17 protein-coding genes are annotated in these 21,504 nt (G+C 71.2%); 14 read left to right on the forward strand and 3 right to left on the reverse strand.

Features of this window, described 5'->3' with window-relative positions; translation table 11 throughout:
- Nucleotides 1-55: 55 nt before the first annotated feature.
- From ITJ64_RS09750 to araA, 12 genes are all read left to right on the forward strand, one after another.
- Nucleotides 56-1,186 (forward strand): carbohydrate ABC transporter permease, encoded by a 1,131-nt coding sequence (locus ITJ64_RS09750; protein WP_173182596.1) that lies wholly within the window; start codon nucleotides 56-58, stop codon nucleotides 1,184-1,186.
- Nucleotides 1,183-2,166, forward strand: coding sequence for a carbohydrate ABC transporter permease (locus ITJ64_RS09755; RefSeq protein WP_194680427.1), 984 nt, complete (start codon nucleotides 1,183-1,185; stop codon nucleotides 2,164-2,166). The genes ITJ64_RS09750 and ITJ64_RS09755 overlap by 4 nt, the downstream gene beginning before the upstream one ends.
- A 163-nt stretch (nucleotides 2,167-2,329) precedes the next feature.
- Nucleotides 2,330-4,225 (forward strand): ABC transporter ATP-binding protein, encoded by a 1,896-nt coding sequence (locus ITJ64_RS09760; RefSeq protein ID WP_194680428.1) that lies wholly within the window; start codon nucleotides 2,330-2,332, stop codon nucleotides 4,223-4,225.
- Nucleotides 4,226-4,588: 363 nt separating this feature from the next.
- Nucleotides 4,589-5,578 carry an ABC transporter substrate-binding protein gene (locus tag ITJ64_RS09765; protein WP_194680429.1) on the forward strand — a complete coding sequence of 330 codons (990 nt, stop codon included), beginning with the start codon at nucleotides 4,589-4,591 and terminating at the stop codon, nucleotides 5,576-5,578.
- Nucleotides 5,579-5,721: 143 nt separating this feature from the next.
- A complete protein-coding gene (locus tag ITJ64_RS09770) occupies nucleotides 5,722-7,377 on the forward strand; it encodes a sugar ABC transporter ATP-binding protein (protein ID WP_194680430.1) in 1,656 nt (551 codons plus the stop codon).
- On the forward strand, nucleotides 7,374-8,426 hold the full coding sequence (locus ITJ64_RS09775) for an ABC transporter permease (RefSeq protein ID WP_194680431.1): 1,053 nt from the start codon (nucleotides 7,374-7,376) through the stop codon (nucleotides 8,424-8,426). Before ITJ64_RS09770 ends, ITJ64_RS09775 begins: the two co-directional genes overlap by 4 nt.
- Entirely contained in the window at nucleotides 8,423-9,469 is a 1,047-nt protein-coding gene (gene yjfF / locus ITJ64_RS09780) for a galactofuranose ABC transporter, permease protein YjfF (RefSeq protein WP_194680432.1), read from the forward strand. The genes ITJ64_RS09775 and yjfF overlap by 4 nt, the downstream gene beginning before the upstream one ends.
- A gap of 62 nt (nucleotides 9,470-9,531) precedes the next feature.
- On the forward strand, nucleotides 9,532-10,653 hold the full coding sequence (locus tag ITJ64_RS09785; protein WP_194680433.1) for a LacI family DNA-binding transcriptional regulator: 1,122 nt from the start codon (nucleotides 9,532-9,534) through the stop codon (nucleotides 10,651-10,653).
- Between the two features lie 180 nt (nucleotides 10,654-10,833).
- Complete coding sequence (locus ITJ64_RS09790) at nucleotides 10,834-11,907, forward strand: LacI family DNA-binding transcriptional regulator (protein ID WP_194680434.1); 1,074 nt, start codon at nucleotides 10,834-10,836, stop codon at nucleotides 11,905-11,907.
- A 199-nt stretch (nucleotides 11,908-12,106) separates the two neighbouring features.
- A complete protein-coding gene (locus ITJ64_RS09795; RefSeq protein ID WP_194680435.1) occupies nucleotides 12,107-13,738 on the forward strand; it encodes a xylulokinase in 1,632 nt (543 codons plus the stop codon).
- A complete protein-coding gene (locus tag ITJ64_RS09800; RefSeq protein ID WP_173182605.1) occupies nucleotides 13,735-14,445 on the forward strand; it encodes an L-ribulose-5-phosphate 4-epimerase in 711 nt (236 codons plus the stop codon). The genes ITJ64_RS09795 and ITJ64_RS09800 overlap by 4 nt, the downstream gene beginning before the upstream one ends.
- A complete protein-coding gene (gene araA, locus ITJ64_RS09805) occupies nucleotides 14,442-15,965 on the forward strand; it encodes an L-arabinose isomerase (RefSeq protein ID WP_194680436.1) in 1,524 nt (507 codons plus the stop codon). Before ITJ64_RS09800 ends, araA begins: the two co-directional genes overlap by 4 nt.
- A 55-nt stretch (nucleotides 15,966-16,020) precedes the next feature.
- Here the strand turns inward: araA and ITJ64_RS09810 are convergent, their stop codons facing one another.
- Together ITJ64_RS09810 and ITJ64_RS09815 are read right to left on the reverse strand one after the other, a co-directional pair.
- On the reverse strand, nucleotides 16,021-17,655 hold the full coding sequence (locus ITJ64_RS09810; protein ID WP_194680437.1) for a HAMP domain-containing sensor histidine kinase: 1,635 nt from the start codon (nucleotides 17,653-17,655) through the stop codon (nucleotides 16,021-16,023).
- Nucleotides 17,652-18,320: a response regulator transcription factor gene (locus ITJ64_RS09815; RefSeq protein WP_194680438.1), complete on the reverse strand. Its 669-nt coding sequence runs from the start codon at nucleotides 18,318-18,320 to the stop codon at nucleotides 17,652-17,654. The genes ITJ64_RS09810 and ITJ64_RS09815 overlap by 4 nt, the downstream gene beginning before the upstream one ends.
- A 155-nt stretch (nucleotides 18,321-18,475) precedes the next feature.
- Between ITJ64_RS09815 and ITJ64_RS09820 the strand changes: the two genes are divergently transcribed.
- A complete protein-coding gene (locus ITJ64_RS09820) occupies nucleotides 18,476-18,958 on the forward strand; it encodes a hypothetical protein (protein WP_194680439.1) in 483 nt (160 codons plus the stop codon).
- A gap of 5 nt (nucleotides 18,959-18,963) precedes the next feature.
- Here the strand turns inward: ITJ64_RS09820 and ITJ64_RS09825 are convergent, their stop codons facing one another.
- On the reverse strand, nucleotides 18,964-19,995 hold the full coding sequence (locus ITJ64_RS09825) for a LacI family DNA-binding transcriptional regulator (protein WP_194680440.1): 1,032 nt from the start codon (nucleotides 19,993-19,995) through the stop codon (nucleotides 18,964-18,966).
- A gap of 161 nt (nucleotides 19,996-20,156) precedes the next feature.
- On the opposite strand from ITJ64_RS09825, the gene ITJ64_RS09830 reads away from it, so the two are divergent.
- The gene (locus ITJ64_RS09830) at nucleotides 20,157-21,452 is read left to right on the forward strand and encodes a sugar ABC transporter substrate-binding protein (protein ID WP_194680441.1); all 1,296 of its coding nucleotides are present in this window, start codon (nucleotides 20,157-20,159) and stop codon (nucleotides 21,450-21,452) included.
- The last annotated feature ends 52 nt before the right edge of the window (nucleotides 21,453-21,504 follow it).

Here is a 21,504-nt window from a genome sequence, read left to right on the forward strand (position 1 = left end):
GGCGCCGAGGGCGCCGGGCCGTTCCTGAGTTCAGAGTCGCACTCGAAAGGTTTTCATGTCCGATTTCCTTCTCTGGGTGGGGAAGCTGCCCGCGCTGGCGCAGATCCCCATCGTCCTCATCGCGTTCGGCATCGTCGTCGCGCTGATCCTGTTCTTCGTGGAGATCGCTCCACGAACCGGGCGCAAGTACACGATCATCCGTCTCGCGGTGTGTGTGATCGCCCCGTTCCTCGCCCTCGTGCTCGTGGGCTCGGTCTGGTGGGCGGCCCTCATCGCCGCGGCTCTCGGCCTGCTGTTCTTCTGGATCGACAAGCGCTCCTCGCAGGGCGCCGGCTATCTCTTCCAGCTCTTCGGCTTCCTGGCCCCCGCGATCATCCTGCTGGTGATCGGGCTCATCTACCCGACGGTCAAGACCGCCATCGACTCGCTGTTCTCGAGCCGCGGCAACTTCGTCGGGCTCGACAACTTCGCCTGGGTGCTCACGAACCCGCAGAACCTGCGCGTCATCCTGAACACCATCATCTGGGTGCTGGTCGTGCCGATCGCGTCGACCATCTTCGGTCTCGCCTACGCCGTCTTCATCGACAAGAGCCGCGGTGAGAAGTTCTTCAAGATCCTGGTCTTCATGCCGATGGCGATCTCGTTCGTCGGCGCGTCGATCATCTGGCGCTTCGTCTACACCTACCGTCCCGACGACCAGAGCCAGATCGGCCTGCTGAACCAGGTCGTCGTGTGGCTCGGCGGTCAGCCGGTGCAGTGGCTGCAGGAGTCCCCCTGGAACACCTTCTTCCTGATCGTCGTGCTCATCTGGATCCAGACGGGCTTCGCGATGGTCATCCTCTCGGCGGCGATCAAGGGCGTTCCCGCCGAGCAGCTGGAGGCGGCGGAGCTCGACGGCACCAACGCGTGGCAGCGCTTCACCAATGTGACGGTGCCGGGCATCCGCTCGTCGCTGATCGTGGTGCTCACCACCATCTCGATCGCCTCGCTCAAGGTGTTCGACATCGTGCGCACCATGACGGCGGGCGCGAACGAGACCAGCGTGCTGGCGAACGAGATGTACACGCAGTTCAAGAACTTCGAGTACGGGCGGTCGGCGGCCTTCGCCGTCATCCTCTTCATCCTGGTGATGCCGATCGTCATCTACAACGCCAGGCAGATCAAGAAGCAGAGGGAGATCCGATGAGCGCCGTGCAGCCGATCGACCTGCCGGTCGACAAGTCGACGAAGAAGCAGCTGAGGTCGGGCGAACGCGCGATCGAGCGCGACGAGACGGTGACCAAGCGTACCAAGCGCCGGCTCACCAGTCGCGGCGCGACGGTCGCCGCCCTGATCATCGCGGTGATCTGGACGATCCCGACCTTCGGTCTGCTGATCTCGTCGTTCCGCGAGCGGAACGCCATCCAGACCTCGGGCTGGTGGACGATCTTCGAGAACTGGGGCTTCACCCTCGACAACTACGTCGAGGTGCTGGGCTCGGGCAACTCCTCGGTCACCATCGCCTCGTCGTTCGTCAACTCGATCGCGATCACCATCCCGGCGACGCTGATCCCGCTGGTGATCGCGGCCCTGGCCGCCTACGCCTTCGCGTGGATCGACTTCAAGGGCAAGGACTGGCTGTTCATCGGCGTCTTCGCGCTGCAGATCGTGCCGATCCAGATGGCGCTCGTGCCGCTGCTCAGCCTGTTCTCGCGCGGTGTGGCCGTCGGTGACGACTGGATCTTCTCGGGCATCCCCTCGAACGGCACCTTCTCGCAGGTCTGGATCGCGCACACGATCTTCGCCCTGCCGCTGGCGATCTTCCTGCTGCACAACTTCGTGTCGGAGATCCCGCGTGAGGTCATCGAGGCGGCTCGCGTCGACGGCGCCGGTCACGGGCAGATCTTCTTCCGGATCATCCTGCCGCTGACCATGCCGGCGCTGGCGTCGTTCGCGATCTTCCAGTTCCTCTGGGTCTGGAACGACCTGCTGGTGGCGCTCATCTTCGCCGACGGCGGGGTGGCTCCGATCACGAAGCTGCTGGCCGAGATCACGGGCTCGCGCGGTCAGGACTGGTACCTGCTCACCGCGGGGGCGTTCGTGGCCATCATCGTGCCGCTGATCGTGTTCTTCGCCCTGCAGCGGTTCTTCGTGCGAGGGCTCCTGGCGGGTTCCACCAAGGGCTGACGCGCTCGCGCACGCATCGCGGTCACCGACGCTCTCACGGGCTCGGTGGCCGCGATTCGTGCGTGAGGCGGCGTTCGGGTTTCGCCCTGGGAGGACGGTGACGGTGGCGTCGGTGGTGCGGCGTACTGTCGTCACTATGAGTGGAATGGGCGGCGGTGGCCGCATGAGCGCCGTCGCGGCCGCCGGCGGGCGCACCCGCGTGGGCGGCGGCGGGGGCGGCGGGGGCGGTGGCCGCGTCTCCAGCGGCGACCGCGACGCGCAGCGCGCGGCGAACGCCGAGGCGCCGAAGATCCCGAACCTGCTGCGGCGCATCGGCGAGCTGTTCCGGCCCTACCGTCCGGCGCTCGCCGTCACCGCGGTGCTCGTGCTGATCGGGGCGGCCCTGACCGTGCTGCCTCCGCTGCTGACGCAGCAGGCCTTCGACCTCGGCCTCTTCCCGGCCGGCGGGCCGAACATCCCGATCCTGTTCGAGCTGGTCGGCGCGATGGTGCTGATCTGGATCGTGTCTGCCGCCCTCGGCGTGTGGCAGACGTACCTCACGGCCCGGGTCGGCAACAGCGTGATGGGCGATCTGCGCATCCGGCTGTTCACCCATCTGCAGCGCATGGAGCTCGCGTTCTTCACCCGCACCAAGACGGGCATCATCCAGTCGCGGCTGCAGAACGACGTGGGCGGCGTGGCCAACGTGCTCACCAACACGGTCTCGAGCGTGCTGGGCAACACGGTCACGGTGATCGCCGCGCTCGTGGCGATGCTGTTGCTGAGCTGGCAGCTCACGGTGGTCGCGGTCGTCCTGATGCCGCTGCTCGTGCTCGTGCAGCGCCGGGTCGGCCAGGTGCGGGCGCGCATCGCGGGCAAGACGCAGGAGTCGCTGTCCGACATGACGGCCATCACCCAGGAGACGCTGAGCGTCTCGGGCATCCTGCTGGCCAAGAGCTTCAACCGTCAGGGCGCCGAGATCGAGCGCTACTCCGACGAGAACCAGAACCAGATCGCGCTGCAGGTGCGCCAGCAGATGAGCGGGCAGTGGTTCTTCGCCATCGTCAGCATCGTGCTCTCGGTGGTGCCGGCGGTCGTCTACCTCGCGTCGGGCTACCTCATCCAGGGCGGGGTCGACGTCACCGCGGGCACGATCGTCGCGTTCACGACCGTGCAGGCGCGGTTGACCTGGCCGCTCCTCGGCCTGATGCGCGTGGGGCTCGACCTGCAGACCTCGGGCGCGCTGTTCGCCCGCATCTTCGAGTACCTCGACCTGAAGCCCACGATCGCCGATGCGCCGGATGCGGTGGACCTGCCGCGCGGGTCGGGTGCCGAGCGCGCGGGGCGGGTCGAGTTCGACCACGTGAGCTTCGTCTACCCCGACGGGGAGGTCGAGCATCCGACCCTCGACGACGTCTCGTTCGCGATCGAGCCGGGCCAGTTCGCCGCGTTCGTCGGGCCCTCGGGCGCCGGCAAGACCACGGTGTCCTACCTCGTGCCGCGGTTCTACGAGGCCACCTCGGGGGCCGTGAAGGTCGACGGGCACGACGTGCGCGAGCTGCGGCAGGAGTCGCTGATCGACCGGCTCGGCATCGTCAGCCAGGAGACCTACCTCTTCCACGCCACGATCGCCGAGAACCTGCGCTACGCGAAGCCCGACGCGACCGACGAGCAGCTGGCGACGGCGGCGCGGGCGGCCAACATCCACGACCGCATCATGAGCTTCCCCGAGGGCTACGAGACGCTCGTGGGGGAGCGCGGCTACCGACTCTCGGGCGGCGAGAAGCAGCGCATCGCGATCGCGCGGGTGCTGCTGAAAGACCCGGCCGTGCTGATCCTCGACGAGGCGACGAGCGCGCTCGACTCCATCTCCGAGCGGGTGGTCCAGGATGCGCTCGACACCGCCGCGCGCGGCCGCACCACGATCGCCATCGCGCACCGGCTGTCGACGATCGTGAACGCCGACGTCATCTTCGTGGTCGACGCCGGCCGCATCGTCGAGTCGGGAACGCACGAGCAGCTGCTGGCGCGCGGCGGCTCGTACGCGGCGCTGTACGCGCAGCAGCTCACCACGGCCTGAGCCGTCGTCGCGCGCGTCGTGCAGCTGCTCACGACGGCCTGAGCCGTCGTCGGCGCGCGCCGCGCCGCCCCGCCGGTCGCGCCCGCGCACCGGCCCGGTACGGCCTGAGCCGGATCTCCTCTCGGCACCCTCCGCGGTGAGGATGCGATCCGTCGCGTCGGCGTGATCGGAATATTAGCGTTCACATTAGGGCCTGCGGCGCGGGAACACCAGCACGATTCCGGTTATCGATTCGTTACCGAATTGCCAATTGTGAAGGCTCACATTTTGTGACTACCATGACGCACCGGCCCCGACGTGGCGGCCGACCCGGCACCATCACGCAGCACGACGCGGCCGGGACGATGAACAGAGAGGTTCACCATGAAGAAGAAGTTCCTCGGTCTCGCCGCGGCCGGAGCGATGCTCCTGACGCTCGCGGGCTGTGCCGGCGGCGGCACCAGCGCCGGCAGCTCCGAAGGCCCCAAGCCCGTCGACCAGCTCGTCGTCGGCTTCTCGCAGGTCGGCTCCGAGAGCGGTTGGCGCACCGCCAACACGACCGACATCCAGGCCGCCTTCAAGGACGCCGGCATCGAGCTGAAGTTCTCGGACGCGCAGCAGAAGCAGGAGAACCAGATCAAGGCGATCCGCTCCTACATCCAGCAGGGCGTCGACGTGATCGCGTTCTCGCCCGTCGTCGAGACCGGCTGGGACGCGGTGCTGAACGAGGCGAAGGCCGCGAACATCCCGGTCGTGCTCACCGACCGCGCCGTCGACTCGGCCGACGACTCGCTCTACGAGAGCTTCCTCGGCTCCGACTTCGTGGAGGAGGGCAAGAAGGCCGGTCAGTGGGTGCTCGACGAGTACAAGGACTCGACCGAGCCCGTCAAGATCATCCAGCTCGAGGGCACCACGGGCGCCGCGCCCGCCATCGACCGGGCCGAAGGCTTCGCCGACGCCATCAAGGGCGACGACAAGTTCGAGGTCGTCGCGAGCCAGACCGGTGACTTCACCCGCGCCGGCGGCAAGCAGGTCACCGAGGCGCTGCTGAAGTCGAACCCCGACGCGAACCTGATCTACGCGCACAACGACGACATGGCGCTCGGTGCCATCGAGGCGATCGAGGCGGCCGGCCTGAAGCCGGGCGTCGACATCAAGATCGTCAGCGTCGACGCGGTGAAGGACGGCATGCAGGCCCTCGCCGATGGCAAGATCAACTACATCGTCGAGTGCTCGCCGCTGCTCGGCAAGCAGCTCGTCGACATCGTCGAGCAGATCAACGACGGCAAGACGCCCGAGAAGCGCATCATCACCGAGGAGACCACCTTCACGAAGGACCAGGCCGCCGAGGCGCTGCCGACCCGTCAGTACTAGGTCGGCACCAGCACCACCAGCACCACCTGCACCACCTGAGAGCGGTGACGGATGCGCGGCCCCACACCCCGCATCCGTCACCGCCTCACCACGAACCCGCACCCGCACACCGCACCCGCACTCCCTCGAAGAAGAGAGAACTCATGACCGAACCAGTCGTGGAGATGAGCGCCATCTCCATCTCCTTCCCGGGGGTGAAGGCGCTCGACGACGTCAGCTTCCGCATGTTCCCGGGCGAGGTGCACTCGCTGATGGGCGAGAACGGCGCCGGCAAGTCGACGCTGATCAAGGCGCTGACCGGCGTCTACCAGATCGACAGCGGCACGATCGTCGTCGACGGCCAGCCCGTGTCCTTCACCGGTCCGGCCGCCGCCCAGGCCGCCGGCATCGCGACGGTCTACCAGGAGGTCAACCTCCTGCCGAACCTCTCGGTCGCCGAGAACATCCTGCTCGGCCGCGAGCCCCGCCGCTTCGGCTCGATCGACGGCCGCGCCATGCGCCGTCGCGCCGCCGAGCTGCTCGACGGCCTGAACCTCGACATCGACCCGGGCTCGCTGCTCGGCTCGCACTCGCTCGCCATCCAGCAGCTCGTCGCCATCGCCCGCGCGATCAACGTCGACGCGAAGGTGCTGATCCTCGACGAGCCGACCTCGAGCCTCGACGCCGACGAGGTGGCCGAGCTCTTCCGGGTGATCCGCTCGCTCCGCGACTCCGGCGTCGCCATCCTCTTCGTCTCGCACTTCCTCGACCAGATCTACGAGATCACCGACCGGCTCACCGTGCTCCGCAACGGCCGCCTCGTGGGGGAGTACCTCACCGAGGAGCTCCTGCGCATCGACCTCGTGCAGAAGATGATCGGCAAGGAGCTGACCGTCCTCGACGAGATCGGCCGCAAGGCCCACTCCGCCGACGGCGACGGTGCCGCGGCCGACCGTCCCGCCGAGTACGCCCGGGCCGAGGGCCTGGGCCGCAAAGGCGCGATCGAGCCGTTCGACCTCGTGATCGGCGAGGGCGAGGTGATCGGCCTGGCCGGTCTGCTGGGCTCCGGCCGCACCGAGCTGGCGCGCATCCTGGGCGGCATCGACCGCGCCGACTCGGGCACCCTGACCGTAGGCGGCGCCGGCTCGAAGCTGCGCACCCCGCGCCAGGCCATCTCCCGCCGCATCGCGTACTCCTCCGAAGACCGCCGCGGCGAGGGCATCATCGACGAGCTCACCGTGCGCGACAACATCGTGCTGGCCCTCCAGGCCGACCGCGGCTGGTTCCGCCCCATCCCCAAGAAGCGCCAGGAGGAGCTCGCCCAGAGCTACATCCAGGCCCTGAACATCCGGCCCGCGAACCCCGACGCGCTCGTGCGCAACCTCTCCGGCGGCAACCAGCAGAAGGTGCTGCTCGCCCGCTGGCTCGCCATCGCACCCCGCCTGCTCATCCTCGACGAGCCAACGCGCGGCATCGACATCGGTGCCAAGGCCGAGATCCAGAAGCTCGTCTACACGCTCGCCGAGAACGGCATGAGCGTCGTGTTCATCTCGGCCGAGCTCGAGGAGGTGCTGCGCCTGGCGCACCGCGTCGTGGTGCTCCGCGACCGCCGCCTCGTCGCCGACATCGAGAACGACGGCCTCACGGTCGACGCGCTGCTCGCGCTCATCGCCGACGGGTCGGTGGCCGAGGAGGGCGGGGTTCCGGATGCCCCGGCCGCCGTCTCCGGCTCGGGCGCCGCCCGCGCATCCGTCGCCGACACCCGCCCCGACGCCGACACCGACCCCGCCCCCCTCGAGACCTCGGGAGACCGACGATGAACGCCCTGCTCCTCCGCACCGTCTCGAGCCGGCTGTTCTGGCCGATCGTGATGCTGCTCGTCCTCGTGCTGATCAACGTGATCGCCTTCCCCGACTTCCTCACGGTGACGGTGAAGGACGGGCACCTGTTCGGCTCGATCATCGACATCCTGCGGAACGGGGCGCCGACGCTGATCATCGCGGTCGGCATGACGCTCGTGATCGCGACCCGCGGCATCGACCTCTCGGTCGGCGCGGTGGCGGCGATCTCGGGGGCCGTGGCCTGCTCGATCCTGCTCGGCTCCTCCGACCCGGGCAACCCCGGCACGGTGGCCGTCGCCGTGATCGTCGCGCTCGTCATCTCGCTCGTGCTCGGCGTCTGGAACGGGTTCCTCGTCTCGGTCATCGGCATCCAGCCGATCATCGCGACGCTCATCCTGATGACCGCCGGCCGCGGGGTGGCGATGCTGATCACCGAGGGCCAGATCCTCACCGTGAACAGCGCGCCGTTCAAGGAGCTCGGCTCGGGCTTCTGGCTGGGCATCCCGGTCGCCGTCGTGATCGGCGCCGTGATCTTCGCGGTCGCCGCGCTGCTCACCCGGCGCACGGCGCTGGGCATGCTGATCGAGTCGGTCGGCATCAACCCCGAGGCCAGCCGCCAGGCGGGTGTGCGGGCACGGGTGCTGCTGTTCACCGTCTACGCCTTCTGCGCCCTGTCGGCCGGCATCGCCGGGCTCATCCTGACGGCCAACCAGACGGCCGCCGACGCGAACAACACGGGCCTGTTCATCGAGCTCGACGCCATCCTCGCGGTGGTCATCGGCGGCACCTCGCTCGCCGGCGGCCGCTACTCCCTGGCGGGCACGCTCGTCGGCGCGCTGGTCATCCAGACCCTCGTCACCACGGTGTACACCGTCGGCATCCCGCCGATCGTGACCATGGTGTTCAAGGCGGCCGTCGTCACGGCCGTGTGCCTGCTGCAGTCGCCCACCACCAACGCCGCGTTCGCCCAGCTGCGCCAGCGGCTCGCCGCCCGCACCGCCCGAGTCAAGGAAGCAGCCGCATCATGACCGCCACCATCGACCGCCCCCGCACCGGGGCGCCCCTGCCGACCAAGCCCGGCCGCCCGCCGCGGCGCCCGGTCGACCGCCTGCGCGACGTGCTCACCAGCCCGAAGTCGGGCCCGGTGCTCGTCACCGCGGTGCTCTTCGTCGCCGTCTTCATCGTCGGCGGCGTGCGCTACAACGGCTTCTTCTCGGGCCAGGTGCTGCTGAACCTGTTCGTCGACAACTCCTACCTGATCGTGCTCGCGGTGGGCATGACCTTCGTCATCCTGACCGGCGGCATCGACCTCTCGGTCGGAGCGGTCGTGGCCCTGTCGACGATGATCGCGGCCAGTCTGCTGCAGACCGGGTGGTCGCCGGGGATCGTCATCCCGCTCATCCTGGTGCTGACCAGTGTGCTGGGCCTGCTGGTGGGCCTCATGATCCACGTGTTCAAGGTGCAGCCGTTCATCGCGACGCTCGCCGCGATGTTCCTCGCCCGCGGCCTCTGCTACGTGATCTCGAAGGACTCGATCTCGATCACCGAGCCCACCTTCGTGGCGCTCGCCGTGACGCGCATCCCGCTCGGCGGCGGCCTCAGCATCACCCCCAGCGTCGTGATCGCGCTCGCCGTGGTGATCGTCGCGGTCTGGGTGCTCGGCTTCACCCGCTTCGGCCGCACCGTGTACGCCATCGGCGGCAGCGAGCAGTCGGGCATGCTGATGGGCCTGCCGGTGGCGCGCACCAAGGTGATCGTCTACGTCGTGAGCGGCTTCTGCTCGGGCCTCGCGGGCGTGCTGTTCTCGTTCTACACGCTCTCGGGCTACCCGCTGACCGCGGTCGGCACCGAGCTCGACGCCATCGCCGCGGTGGTCATCGGCGGCACCCTGCTGACCGGCGGCTACGGCTTCGTGCTCGGCTCGGTGCTCGGTGTGCTCGTGCTCGGCGTGATCCAGACGATCATCACCTTCGAGGGCACGCTGTCCTCCTGGTGGACCAAGATCTTCATCGGCGCGCTGCTGCTCGTCTTCATCATTCTGCAGAAGGTGCTGACAGCTCGCAGGAGGTGAGGGTGCGGGGCCGACATAATACGTAGACGCGCGCGCATCCGCGGTGCCGATGAGGATCGACTGTGACTGAAGACGAGAGGGCGCGGGCCGCCACGATCTTCGATGTGGCGCGCCTCGCCGGGGTCTCGCACCAGACGGTGTCGCGGGTGCTGAACGACATGCCGAACGTGCGGCCGGCCACGCGGCAGCGGGTCGAGAACGCGATCAAGCAGCTGCGCTACGTGCCGTCGCCGGCGGCCCGTGCCATGGTCACCCGGCGCTCGCGCACCATCGGCCTGATCACCACCGGTTCGGCCGACTACGGGCCCTCGTCGACGGCGCTGCACTTCAACGAGACGGCTCGGGATGCGCGCTACGCCGTCATCACCGCGGGTCTGCTCGAGGCCGACGCCGTGCACGTGCGCAGCGCGGCCGAGCTGCTGGTGCGGCAGAACGTCGAGGCGATCGTGCTGATCGTGCAGCAGCGCGCGGCCGTGGAGGGCATCGCCGGGGTCGACCTCGGGGTGCCCGTGGTGGCCGTCGCGTCGGAGGACCGCGGGGTGCCGCACCGGGTGCAGCTCGACCAGTACGCAGGGTCGCGGGCCGCCGTCGACCACCTGGCGGAGCTGGGGCACCGCGACATCCGGCACATCGCGGGCCCGGTCGACTCGATGGACGCCGCGGAGCGCCTGCGCGGCTGGTTCGGCGGGCTCGCGGCGCACGGGCTCGTCAGCCGGGAACCGATGGTGGGGGACTGGACGCCGGCGAGCGGGTACGCGCACGGGGTGCGGCTCGCGGCCGAGGGGGCAGCGACCGCCGTGGTGGTGGCGAACGACCAGATGGCGCTGGGGCTGATCCGGGCGTACACCGAGGCTGGGCTGTCGGTGCCGGGCGACCTGAGCGTGGTGGGGTTCGACGACATCCCCGAGGCGGAGTACCTGTCGCCGCCGCTGACGACGGTGCGGCAGGACTTCACGGTGCTCGGGCGGGCGGCGATGGAGACGGTGCTCGAGGTGCTCGGGGAGCGGCCGGCGGAGGCCGGCGCGGTCGCGGCGGTCTCGGGGGTGTCGCTCGTGCGGCGCGGCAGCACGGCGGCGCCGCGCGCCCCGGGCGTGGCGGGCGCGGCGGGCGCGCCCGCCGCGCCCTCGGCGGCCGCCGCCTCGGCGGCGCGGCCGCCCGCGCCCTCCCGCGCCCGCACCCCCTAGCCCGCCCCACCCCTCCACCCTCGCGCGCACCCCTGCCTCGCCCCTCCACCCTCACGCGCGGATGGCGAGTGGTCACTTTCGGCGCCGACACGCCGGGGGGAGGCGACAGAAGTGACCACTCGCGAGGGGGTGGGAGCGGGCGAGGCGGGGCGCGCGTCGGGTGGGAGGCATAATCGGGGGATGGTGAGCGGGGGCGTCGGGGCGGGGCGGGCTGCCGGCGCGGCCGGCGGCGGTGGCTCCGGCGCGGGCGTCGGGGCGGGGGAGGGGGCCGCGCGGGTGCGGGCCGCGAGCGTGTTCGACGTGGCCAAGGCCGCGGGGGTGTCGCATCAGACGGTGTCTCGGGTGCTGAACGATCATCCGAGCCTCCGGCCCGTCACGCGCCAGAAGGTGCTCGACGCCATGCGCGAGCTCGACTACCGGCCGAACCTCGCCGCCCGGGCGCTGGTGACGAGCAGGTCGCGGATCATCGGCATCCTCTCGACGTCGAGCGGCGAGTACGGCCCCGCGTCGAGCATCGCCGCCGTCGAGGCCGCCGCGCGGGCGCGCGGGTACAGCGTGAGCATCGCCAACGCCGACGGCGTCGATCAGCGCTCGATCGACGAGGCGCTCGAGCACCTCGTCGACCTGTCGGCCGAGGGGATCGTCGTGATCGCGCCGCAGCTGCAGGTGCTGTCGGCGCTGTCGGCGCGGTCGTTCCGGATCCCGTTCGTGACGCTGCAGACGCTGCGGCAGGTCGACGGCGCCGAGCTCGCCCTCGACCAGGTCACGGGAGCGCGGCTCGCCACGGCGCATCTCGCCGAGCTGGGGCACCGCCGGATCGGCCACCTTGCGGGCGCCGTCGACTGGATCGACGCCGTCTCGCGCCGCGCCGGCTTCGCGGCCGAGCTCGAGACCCGCGGGATCGCCGTGGGCCCGGTGGCCGCGGGGGACTGGAGCGCGCCCTCGGGGTACCGGGCGGGGCAGGAGCTGATCGCCGCGGGCGTCACCGCGGTGTTCTCGGCCAACGACCAGATGGCGCTGGGGCTGCTGCACGCGGCGCACGACGCGGGGCTCGCCGTGCCGCGCGACCTGAGCGTGGTGGGCTTCGACGACACCCCGGAGGCCGCGCACTACCTCCCGCCGCTGACGACCGTGCGTCAGGACTTCGCCGAGGCCGGCCGCCGCGCCCTCGCCCGGCTGCTCGACGAGGACGGCACGAGCCCCTCGGCCGAGCCGGCGCTCGTCGTGCGGGCGTCGACGGCGCCTCCGTTGTGAGGCCGCGGCGGCCTCGCCGCCGCGGTGAAGGATTGACCCGGGAGAGCCTCGCCGCCGCAGGAGTGGTGGGTCGGTGGCCGCGGTGGCGGATTGACCCTGGGAACGGGCATCCGGATGCCGTACACTCGCTACGGCGGCCCTCATGTGATCGATCACATGAGGCGCCACGACACCACCTCATCTCGACGAAGGAGCCCCGATGACGAGCGACAGCGACCCGGCCGACGCGATCCGCAGCGGCCGTGCCACCCTCGGAATCGAGCTCGGCTCGACCCGCATCAAGGCCTGCCTGATCGGCGACGACCCCACCGAGGTGCTCGCCGTCGGCAGCCACGCCTGGGAGAACGAGTTCGTCGACCGCGTCTGGACCTACTCCCTCGAGAGCGTCTGGAGCGGTCTGCAGGCGGCCTTCGCCGACCTCGTCGCCGACGCCGAGCGCCGCCACGGCGTGCGCCCCGACACCTTCGGCGCCATCGGCGTCTCGGCCATGATGCACGGCTACCTCGCCTTCGACGCCGCCGGTGAGCTGCTCGTGCCGTTCCGCACCTGGCGCAACACCAGCACGGGCCCGGCCGCGGCGGAGCTCAGCGAGCTGCTCGGCGTGAACATCCCGCTGCGCTGGTCGATCGCCCACCTGCACCAGGCCGTGCTCGACCAGGAGCCGCACGTGCCGCAGCTCGCCTCCGTCACGACCCTCGCGGGCTACGTGCACTGGAAGCTGACCGGCCGCAACGTCCTCGGCGTCGGCGACGCCTCGGGCATGTTCCCGATCGACTCGACCACCAACGACTACGACGCCGAGCTGGTGGCGCGCTACGACGCGCTCGCCGCCCCGACCGCCCTGCCGAAGACGCTCGCCGAGCTGCTGCCCGAGGTGCTGCCGGCCGGTCGCGCGGCCGGCACGCTGACGCCCGAGGGGGCGGCGCTGCTCGATCCGAGCGGGGGGCTCCGTCCGGGCGCAGTGCTCTGCCCGCCCGAAGGCGACGCGGGAACGGGCATGGTCGCCACGAACTCGGTGGCGCCGCGCACGGGCAACGTGAGCGCCGGGACGAGCATCTTCGCGATGGTCGTGCTCGAGCATCCGCTGGCCTCGGTGCACCACGAGCTCGACCTGGTGACCACGCCCGCGGGCGACCCCGTCGCGATGGTGCACTGCAACAACGGCGCGAGCGAGCTGGCCGCGTGGGTGGGGCTGTTCGGGCGGTTCGCCGAGGCAGCAAATCCTGGGGCCGCCGTCGACACCGACGCCGTGTTCGACGTCCTGTTCCGCGAGGCGCTCGCCGGCGCCCCCGACGCCGGCGGCCTGCTCGCCTACAACCACCTCGCCGGCGAGCCCATCGCCGGCCTGGCCGAGGGCCGCCCGCTCGTCGTGCGCACCCCCGACAGCGACTTCAGCCTCGCCAACTTCATGCGCGCCCAGCTCTACGGCGTGTTCGGCACCCTCGCCCTCGGTATGCGGGTGCTCGCGGGCGAGGGCGTCGAGCTCGACCGGATGTTCGCCCACGGCGGCATGTTCCGCACCAGCGGTGTGGCGCAGCGCTTCCTCGCCGGCGCGCTGGCGGCCCCGGTGTCGGTGGCCGAATCCGCCTCGGAGGGCGGCGCCTGGGGCATCGCGGTGCTCGCCGCCTATGTGCGTGCGGCCGAGCGGGAGGACATCGCGCTCGACGTATTCCTCGACGAGCATGTCTTCGGGGGCGCCGTCTTCGAGACCTCGGAGCCCGACGTCGCCGACGTCGAGGGCTTCTCCGCCTACCTCGACCGCTACAGCGCCGGCCTCGCCGTCGAGCGCGCGGCGGTCGACGCCCTGACCCTGGAAGGACCCACCCGATGACCGATATCACCCCCGAGGTGCAGGAGGCGATCGACCGCGTGCGGAACGACGTCGCCGCCCTGCACGCCGAGCTCGTGCGCTACGGCCTCGTGGTCTGGACGGGCGGCAACGTCTCGGGCCGCGTGCCCGGCGCCGACCTCTTCGTGATCAAGCCGAGCGGCGTGCTGTACGACGAGCTGACGCCGGCGAACATGATCCTCTGCACGCTCGACGGCGAGGTCGTGGCAGGCTCGCCCGGCTCCGACCGCTCGCCCTCGAGCGACACCGCGGCGCACGCCTACGTGTACCGCAACATGCCCGACGTGGGCGGCGTGGTGCATACCCACTCGCCCTACGCCGTGGCCTGGGCCGCCTACGGCGAGCCCATCCCGTGCGTCACCACCGCGATGGCCGACGAGTTCGGCGGCGAGATCCCGATCGGGCCGTTCGCCATCATCGGCGACGACTCCATCGGCCGCGGCATCGTCGAGACGCTGAGCGGTCACCGCTCCCGCGCCGTGCTGATGAAGAACCACGGCCCGTTCACCATCGGCAAGGATGCGCGCGACGCCGTCAAGGCGGCCGTCATGGTCGAGGACGTCGCCCGCTCGGTGCTGTTCTCGCGCCAGCTCGGCACGCCGAACCCCATCCCGCAGCCGGCCATCGACTCCCTCTTCAACCGCTACCAGAACGTCTACGGACAAGACCCGACGGGATCACTCAATTGACCAAACTCAGCACCTCCCTCGACTCCTACGAGATCTGGTTCTTCACCGGCAGCCAGAACCTCTACGGCGAGGAGACGCTCCGCCAGGTGGCCGAGCAGTCACAGCAGATCGTGGCCACCCTCGACGGCGCCGACGCCATCCCGGTGAAGATCGTCTGGAAGCCCGTGCTGAAGGACTCCGAGTCCATCCGCCGCGCGGCCCTCGACGCCAACGCCGATGACAAGGTGATCGGCCTCGTCGCGTGGATGCACACCTTCAGCCCCGCCAAGATGTGGATCGCCGGGCTGGACGCGCTGCAGAAGCCCCTGCTGCACCTGCACACCCAGGCGAACGTCGAGCTGCCCTACGCCGAGATCGACTTCGACTTCATGAACCTGAACCAGGCCGCGCACGGCGACCGGGAGTTCGGCTACATCCAGACCCGCCTGGGCGTCGCACGCAAGACCGTGGTCGGTCACGCGACGAACCGCCGCGTGCAGGACGAGATCGGCCAGTGGGCGCGCGCCGCCGCCGGCTGGCAGGCCGTCAAGACGCTGAAGCTCGCGCGCTTCGGCGACAACATGCGCTTCGTCGCGGTCACCGAGGGCGACAAGACCGAGGCCGAGCTGCGCTTCGGCGTTCAGGTCAACACCTGGGGCGTCAACGAGCTCGCCGACGCGGTGGCGCTGGCAGAGGCGGACACCTCAGCCGTCGACGCGCTCGTCGCCGAGTACGAGGAGCTCTACGACGTCGTGCCCGAGCTGCGTGCGGGCGGGGACCGTCACCAGTCGCTGCGAGACGGTGCCGCGATCGAGCTCGGCCTGCGCTCGTTCCTCGAGGAGGGCGGCTTCGGCGCGTTCACCACGAGCTTCGAAGACCTCGGCTCGCTGAAGCAGCTGCCCGGCCTCGCCGTGCAGCGCCTGATGGCCGAGGGCTACGGCTTCGGCGCCGAGGGCGACTGGAAGACCGCCATCCTGGTGCGCGCCGCCAACGTGATGGGTGCGGGCCTGCCCGGCGGTGCCAGCCTGATGGAGGACTACACCTACGACCTCGTCGACGGTGCCGAGACCATCCTCGGCGCGCACATGCTCGAGGTCAGCCCGTCGCTGACGACCTCGAAGCCCACGCTCGAGATCCACCCGCTCGGCATCGGCGGCAAGGACGACCCGGTGCGCCTGGTCTTCACCGCCGACCCCGGCCCGGCCGTCGTGGTCGCGCTCAGCGACATGCGCGACCGCTTCCGCCTCGTGGCGAACGTGGTCGAGGTCGTGCCGCCGCGCGCCCCGCTGCCGAACCTGCCCGTCGGCCGTGCCGTCTGGCGCCCCGAGCCCTCGTTCGCCGTCTCGGCGGCGGCCTGGCTCACCGCGGGTGCCGCGCACCACACGGTGATGTCGACCGCGGTCGGGGTCGAGGTCTTCCAGGACTTCGCAACCATCGCCAAGACCGAGCTCCTGCGCATCGACGCCGAGACCACCCTCCGCGGCTTCCAGAACGAGGTCCGCTGGAACCAGGCCTACTACCGCCTGGCCCAGGGCCTCTAGCCCCTCACCCGGTAGCGCGAACGGCCCTTCGGCACCGTCCGGAGGGCCGTTCGCGCTACCCGGCCGGCAGGGTCAGCACGAAGCGGGCCCCGGGGGCGCGCGGTGGGGCGCAGGTGAGGTCGCCCGCGTGAGCGCGGGCGATGGCCCGGGCGATGGGGAGACCGAGGCCCGAGCCGCCGCCGGCCGCGTCGCGGGAGGCGTCGAGGCGCACCAGGCGGTCGAAGATGCGCTCGCGATCCAGGGCCGGCACGCCCGGGCCCTCGTCGGCGACCTCGAGGCGGGCGGTGCGGCCCTCGGCCGAGAGGGTGATGGTCACGGGGCCGCGGCCGCCGGTCATCCGGCTGGCGTTGTCGACGAGGTTCGCGACCACCTGGCCGAGCCGCTCGGGGTCGCCCTCGGCGCGCACCTCCTCGGGCGCCTCCACCCGCAGCTCGAGAGCCGGGTGACGGATGCGCTGCCGCTCGGCCTCGGCCGTGACGACCTCGCGCAGGCCGACCGGCCGCAGCGCGAGCGTGAGGCCCTCGTCGAGCCGGGCCATCAGCAGCATGTCGTCGATCAGGCGTCCGGCGCGCGCGGCCTCGCGCACGACGTGCATCGCCAGGCGCTCCTGCTCGGGTGGGGCGACGGATGCGCGCACGAGCGTGTCCGCCGCGGCGCGCATCCCGGCCACCGGGGTGCGCAGCTCGTGCGCGGCGTCGCTGACGAAGGCGCGCACTCGGCGCTCCGCCTCGACCGCGACGAGCTCGGACCGCTGGGACGCGGCCTCGGCCTCCCGCGCGGTCTGCTCGGCGTCGCGCGCCACGAGCTCGGCGTCGCGGGCGGCGCGTTCGGCGCCCTCGACGCCGTCGAGCATCTCGTCGAAGGCGCGGGCGGTGCGGCCGATCTCGGTGCGCGGGCTGGTGGGGTGCAGGCGCCGGCCGCGGTCGCCGCCGCCGATGTCCCGGGCGAGGGCGGTCATCGTCTCGAGCGGTCGGAGCGAGCGGCGCACGACGAGCACGAGGGCTCCGGCCGCCACCACGAGGAACGCGGCCGAGGCGGCCAGCATGATCCAGCGCAACTGCGCGAGGGTCTCGTCGACGGTCGCGGTGTCGGCCGTGAGGGTGAGGGTGCTGCCGTCGGAGAGCTCGGAGCGGAGGGTGAGCAGGCGGGCATCCGAGGTGTCGATGCTCGACGAGGTGACGGTCGCGCCGGTCGTGGGGGTGTCGGCGGCGCTGCCGGGGGTGGTCGTGTCGGTGGTGCCGGGCGCGTCGGTGTCGGCGGTGCCGGGCGTGGTCGTGCCGGGGGTGCCGGGGGTGGGCGCCGAGGCGGACGGCGCGGGGCCGGGCAGCGGGGGCAGGGCGGCGGGATCGGGGCCGCGGCGGAGCTCGTCGGGGGTGGGGCCCGCGACGACCGCGCCGCCGTCGGGCGACTCGATCAGCACCGAGACGCCCTGGGCCGAGAGCCGGTCGGCGAGCTCGTCGTTGGAGACCGTGCCGATCAGGGCGGCGGCCGCGGCGGCGCGGTCGGCGAGCCGCTCCTCGATCTGGGCGCGGAGGCGCTCGCCGAGCACGAGCTGCACGGTCAGGCCGAGACCGACGAGCAGCACCGCGAGCAGCCCGAGCACGGCGAGCACCGTGCGGGTTCGCAGCGATCCGGTGCGCAGGCCGCCGGCCGCGCCGGGAGCCGAGGGAGTGGTGGCGACGCGGGTCACGCGCTCAGCCGGTAGCCGATGCCGCGCACCGTGTGGATGAGGCGGGGGCCGTTCGCCTCCATCTTGCGCCGCAGCGAGCTGAGGTGCACCTCGACCACGTTCGGGTCGACGTCGTCGTAGCCCCAGACCTGGGTCAGGATCTGCCCCTTCGACAGCGTGCGCCCCCGGCTCTCGGCGAGGAAGCTGAGCAGCCGGAACTCGGTGGCGGTCAGCTCGAGCGCCGCGTCGGCCCGTCGGGAGCGGGCGCCGTCGACGTCGATCACGAGGTCGGCCACCTCGATCACCGCGGGGATGCGCCCCCGCCGCCTCAGCACGGCCGTCACCCGGGCGATCAGCTCGGCCATCGCGAACGGCTTCACGAGGTAGTCGTCGATGCCCTCCGAGAAGCCGCGCAGGCGGTCGTCGACGGCGTCGCGGGCGGTGAGCATGAGCACGCCGCAGTCGGTCGTGGTGCGCGCGGTGGCGGCGAGCTGGATGCCGCTTCGGCCCGGGAGCATCCAGTCGAGCACGACCAGGTCGGGCATGAACGACGCCAGCTCGCCGGCGAAGGCGCGGCCGTCGGGGAGGGCTCCGACGGTGAAGCCCTCGGCGGTGAGCGCCGTGGCGACGGCCTCGCGGATGGTCTCGTCGTCCTCGACCAGCAGGATGCGCGCAGGGGTGGTCATGGTGCGACCGTAGGCAGCGCGGCTATCGGCTCCCTATCGACCGGCTGAGAGCGGGCTGAGCTTAAGTCGAGCTTCAGATTCGCTTCCGAGAGTGGGGGATGCCGGGCCGAAGTCGCCCGGACGGCGCCCCGGCGCCGACACCGAACGGAGACCCCATGTCCGACCTGAACAGCTACTTCGACGACGCGACCAAGCCCATCCCGATGGAGCCGCAGCCGCCCCGCCGTCCCTCGCTCGCCCGCCGCATCGCCATCGGAGCCGCGTGCGGCGTGGTCGGCCTCGGGCTCATCGGCACGACGGCGGCCTTCGCCGCCTCGGGCGGATCGAGCCCCGTGCCGACCGTGGTCGCCTCGGCCTCGGCGACCCCGTCGCCTGCGGCCCCCTCGACCGACGCGGCCACGCCCCCGACTGACGCCCCCACGCCTCCGGCCGCTCCCGACGGCGCGACGCCTCCCGCTCCGGCGGACGGCGCCACCCCGCCGGCCCCGGGCGGCGACTGCGCCCCGGGCGCGGCCGGCGGCCCGCTCGCCGGCGGCCCCGCGGGCACCCCGCCCACGCTGCCCACCCCGCCCACCGACGGCAGCGCCCCCGCCGCCCCGACGCCCCCGACCGACACCCCCCAGGTGGAAGGCTCGTAACCCACTCAGCGCGAAGCGACTGTGCTGCCCCGCATCACGATCTTCGGGGCGACGTACTCGGTGCCGCCCTCCAGCGGCCCGCCGTCGATCGCCTCGAAGATGCGCTGGGCGGCACGGCGCCCGAGCTCCTGCAGCGTGCAGTCGATGCTGGTGAGCTCGGGCCGGGAGTTCACGGCCAGCACCTCCCAGTTGTCGTAGCCGATCACCGAGACGTCCTCGGGCACCGAGCGACCGTAGTCGCGGAGGGTCTCGAGGACGCCTCGGGCGATCTGGTCGGAGCCGCAGACGAAGCCGTCGATGTCGGGGTGCCGGTCGAGCAGCACGGCCGCCGCGTCGCGCCCCCACCCCTCGGTCCAGCTGCCGAACATCGGCTCGGCGACCGGGGGGACTCCGGCCGCGGCCAGGCCCTCGCGAAAGCCGGCGGCGCGGTCGATCGCCGCGGCGTAGCCGATGTCACCGGTGATGTGCGCGATGCGCCGCCGCCCGAACGAGAGCACGTGCTCCACGGAGAGCCGCCCGCCGACCACGTTGTCGGGGGTGAGCGACCGGTCGGTCGGGTCGTCCGACGGAGCGTAGGCGTAGACCACGGGCACCGGCAGGTCGTGCCCGAGGGAGGGCCGCGGGTCGGTCGAGCGCCCCACGACGATGATCCCGTCGACCCGTCGGTTCAGCAACGCCTTCAGGTGGTAGTTCTCGCGGATGCGGTCACCGCGCGCGTCGCAGAGGAACACGCTGATCTGGCCCGAGCCGAACGCATCCTCTGCCCCCATCAGGATGGGCAGCACGAAGCGGCCCTCGAGGTCGCTCGTGAGCAGCCCCACGGTGCCCGTGCGCCCCGCGATCAGGCTCTGCGCGAGGGCGTTGGGGGTGAACCCGATCTCGGTGGCAGCCGCCATCACCCGCTGCCGGGTGCTCTCGGCGACCTCGGCGCGGCCGTTCACGGCCTTGGACGCCGTGGCGATCGACACGCCCGCGAGGCGCGCGACGTCGTTCAGCGTCGCAGCCCGGCGCTGGCCGGATCGCGCAGTGTTGGCCATGATTCTCAACTTTCGAAAGCGTTGTCCCACACTAGCTCTTGACACAACCCGGATGCTTCGATTTACTTCTCGAAAGGCCTTTCGAAAACTTTCAGAAATGCCCCTGCACACAGCATCGCCGGGCATCCCGGCTCAATGACGAGCACACGAGGAGAACACACATGGCACGCATCAAGGGCCGTCTGGGCCGTATCGCGGCGGTGACGGTCGCCGGCGCACTGGCGGTGACCCTGGCCGCCTGCTCGAGCGGCGGCGGCGGCGGTGCCGCGGCACCCGCCGACATCCCGGCCACCGGCACCGACGACGGCAGCACCCTGACCCTCTGGACCAGGGCGCCGCTGGAGAAGCAGGCGAAGCTGCTCGTCGAGGCCTACAACGCCTCGCACGAGAACCAGGTCGACCTCACGGTCGTGCCGAACGACGACTACGTCGCCAAGGTCGGTGCCGCGGCCGGCGCGAACGGTCTCCCCGACCTGTTCGCGGCCGACATCGTCTACGCCCCGAACTGGGCCTCGCAGGGTCTGTGGAAGGACATCACCACCCAGATCGACGGCCTCGAGTACAAGGATGACCTGAACAAGGGCCACCTCGCCGCCGGAACCGTCGACGACAAGGAGTACGTCGTCCCGTTCGTGCTCGACCTGTCGATGCTGTTCTGGAACAAGGAGCTGTTCAAGGAGGCCGGCCTCGACCCCGAGAAGGCCCCCGCGAACCTCGAGGAGTTCGCCGACGCGGCGAAGAAGATCCAGGCCCTGAACAAGCCGGGCACCTACGGCACGGCCACCGGCCTGAACTGCGGCGGCTGCCTCGTGTTCACCTGGTTCCCGAGTGTCTGGGCCGACGGTGACCAGGTGCTGAGCGACGACGGGCTGGAGTCGCTGCTGAACAGCGACACCGCCAAGAAGGTCTACGACACCTGGAAGGACCTCTACGACTCCGGAGCGGTGCTGCCCTCCTCGACCGACGAGGCCGGCCCCACCTGGACCGCGGGCTTCACCGAGGGCAAGGTCGGCCTGCAGTTCTACCCGGCCACGCTGCTCAGCTCCACCCCGTTCGACGCGGGCGTGTCGGGCATCCCCGGCCCCGAGGGCGGCCAGTCGACCTTCGTCGGCGGTGACGGCATCGGCATCTCGAAGGACTCCGAGAAGTCGGCGCAGGCCTGGAACTTCCTCTCCTGGCTGACCTCCGAGGACGCCCAGGTCGGCGTGCTGGCGAAGAACGGCGACGCCGTCGCCCGCGGTGACCTGGCCTCGAACCAGTACTCCGAGGCCGACCCCCGCCTGGTCACCATCAACGAGGTCGCGGCCGAGGGCCAGACCCCGCTGGCGCTGAACTTCCAGCAGGCCTTCAACGCCCCGTCGAGCCCCTGGCTCACCCTGGTGCGGAACGCCGTGCTCGACGGCGGAGGCTCGGTTGACGCCGACAACGACGAGATCACCGCGGTGCTCTCGCAGTAGTCGATCCCACCACCGGCGGCCCGCCCACCCCACGGGGCGGGCCGCCCCACAC

Source organism: Herbiconiux sp. VKM Ac-1786 (assembly GCF_015350805.1).
Taxonomy (GTDB): Bacteria; Actinomycetota; Actinomycetes; order Actinomycetales; family Microbacteriaceae; genus Herbiconiux.

What these genes read in the sequence shown, in the direction of transcription:
- ITJ64_RS09750 (WP_173182596.1), top strand. Translation starts at nt 56, where the DNA reads ATGTCCGATTTCCTTCTCTGGGTGGGGAAGCTGCCCGCGCTGGCGCAG.
- ITJ64_RS09755 (WP_194680427.1), top strand. Translation starts at nt 1,183, where the DNA reads ATGAGCGCCGTGCAGCCGATCGACCTGCCGGTCGACAAGTCGACGAAG.
- ITJ64_RS09760 (WP_194680428.1), top strand. Translation starts at nt 2,330, where the DNA reads ATGAGCGCCGTCGCGGCCGCCGGCGGGCGCACCCGCGTGGGCGGCGGC.
- ITJ64_RS09765 (WP_194680429.1), top strand. Translation starts at nt 4,589, where the DNA reads ATGAAGAAGAAGTTCCTCGGTCTCGCCGCGGCCGGAGCGATGCTCCTG.
- ITJ64_RS09770 (WP_194680430.1), top strand. Translation starts at nt 5,722, where the DNA reads ATGACCGAACCAGTCGTGGAGATGAGCGCCATCTCCATCTCCTTCCCG.
- ITJ64_RS09775 (WP_194680431.1), top strand. Translation starts at nt 7,374, where the DNA reads ATGAACGCCCTGCTCCTCCGCACCGTCTCGAGCCGGCTGTTCTGGCCG.
- yjfF (WP_194680432.1), top strand. Translation starts at nt 8,423, where the DNA reads ATGACCGCCACCATCGACCGCCCCCGCACCGGGGCGCCCCTGCCGACC.
- ITJ64_RS09790 (WP_194680434.1), top strand. Translation starts at nt 10,834, where the DNA reads ATGGTGAGCGGGGGCGTCGGGGCGGGGCGGGCTGCCGGCGCGGCCGGC.
- ITJ64_RS09795 (WP_194680435.1), top strand. Translation starts at nt 12,107, where the DNA reads ATGACGAGCGACAGCGACCCGGCCGACGCGATCCGCAGCGGCCGTGCC.
- ITJ64_RS09800 (WP_173182605.1), top strand. Translation starts at nt 13,735, where the DNA reads ATGACCGATATCACCCCCGAGGTGCAGGAGGCGATCGACCGCGTGCGG.
- ITJ64_RS09815 (WP_194680438.1), bottom strand. Translation starts at nt 18,320, where the DNA reads ATGACCACCCCTGCGCGCATCCTGCTGGTCGAGGACGACGAGACCATC.
- ITJ64_RS09820 (WP_194680439.1), top strand. Translation starts at nt 18,476, where the DNA reads ATGTCCGACCTGAACAGCTACTTCGACGACGCGACCAAGCCCATCCCG.
- ITJ64_RS09825 (WP_194680440.1), bottom strand. Translation starts at nt 19,995, where the DNA reads ATGGCCAACACTGCGCGATCCGGCCAGCGCCGGGCTGCGACGCTGAAC.
- ITJ64_RS09830 (WP_194680441.1), top strand. Translation starts at nt 20,157, where the DNA reads ATGGCACGCATCAAGGGCCGTCTGGGCCGTATCGCGGCGGTGACGGTC.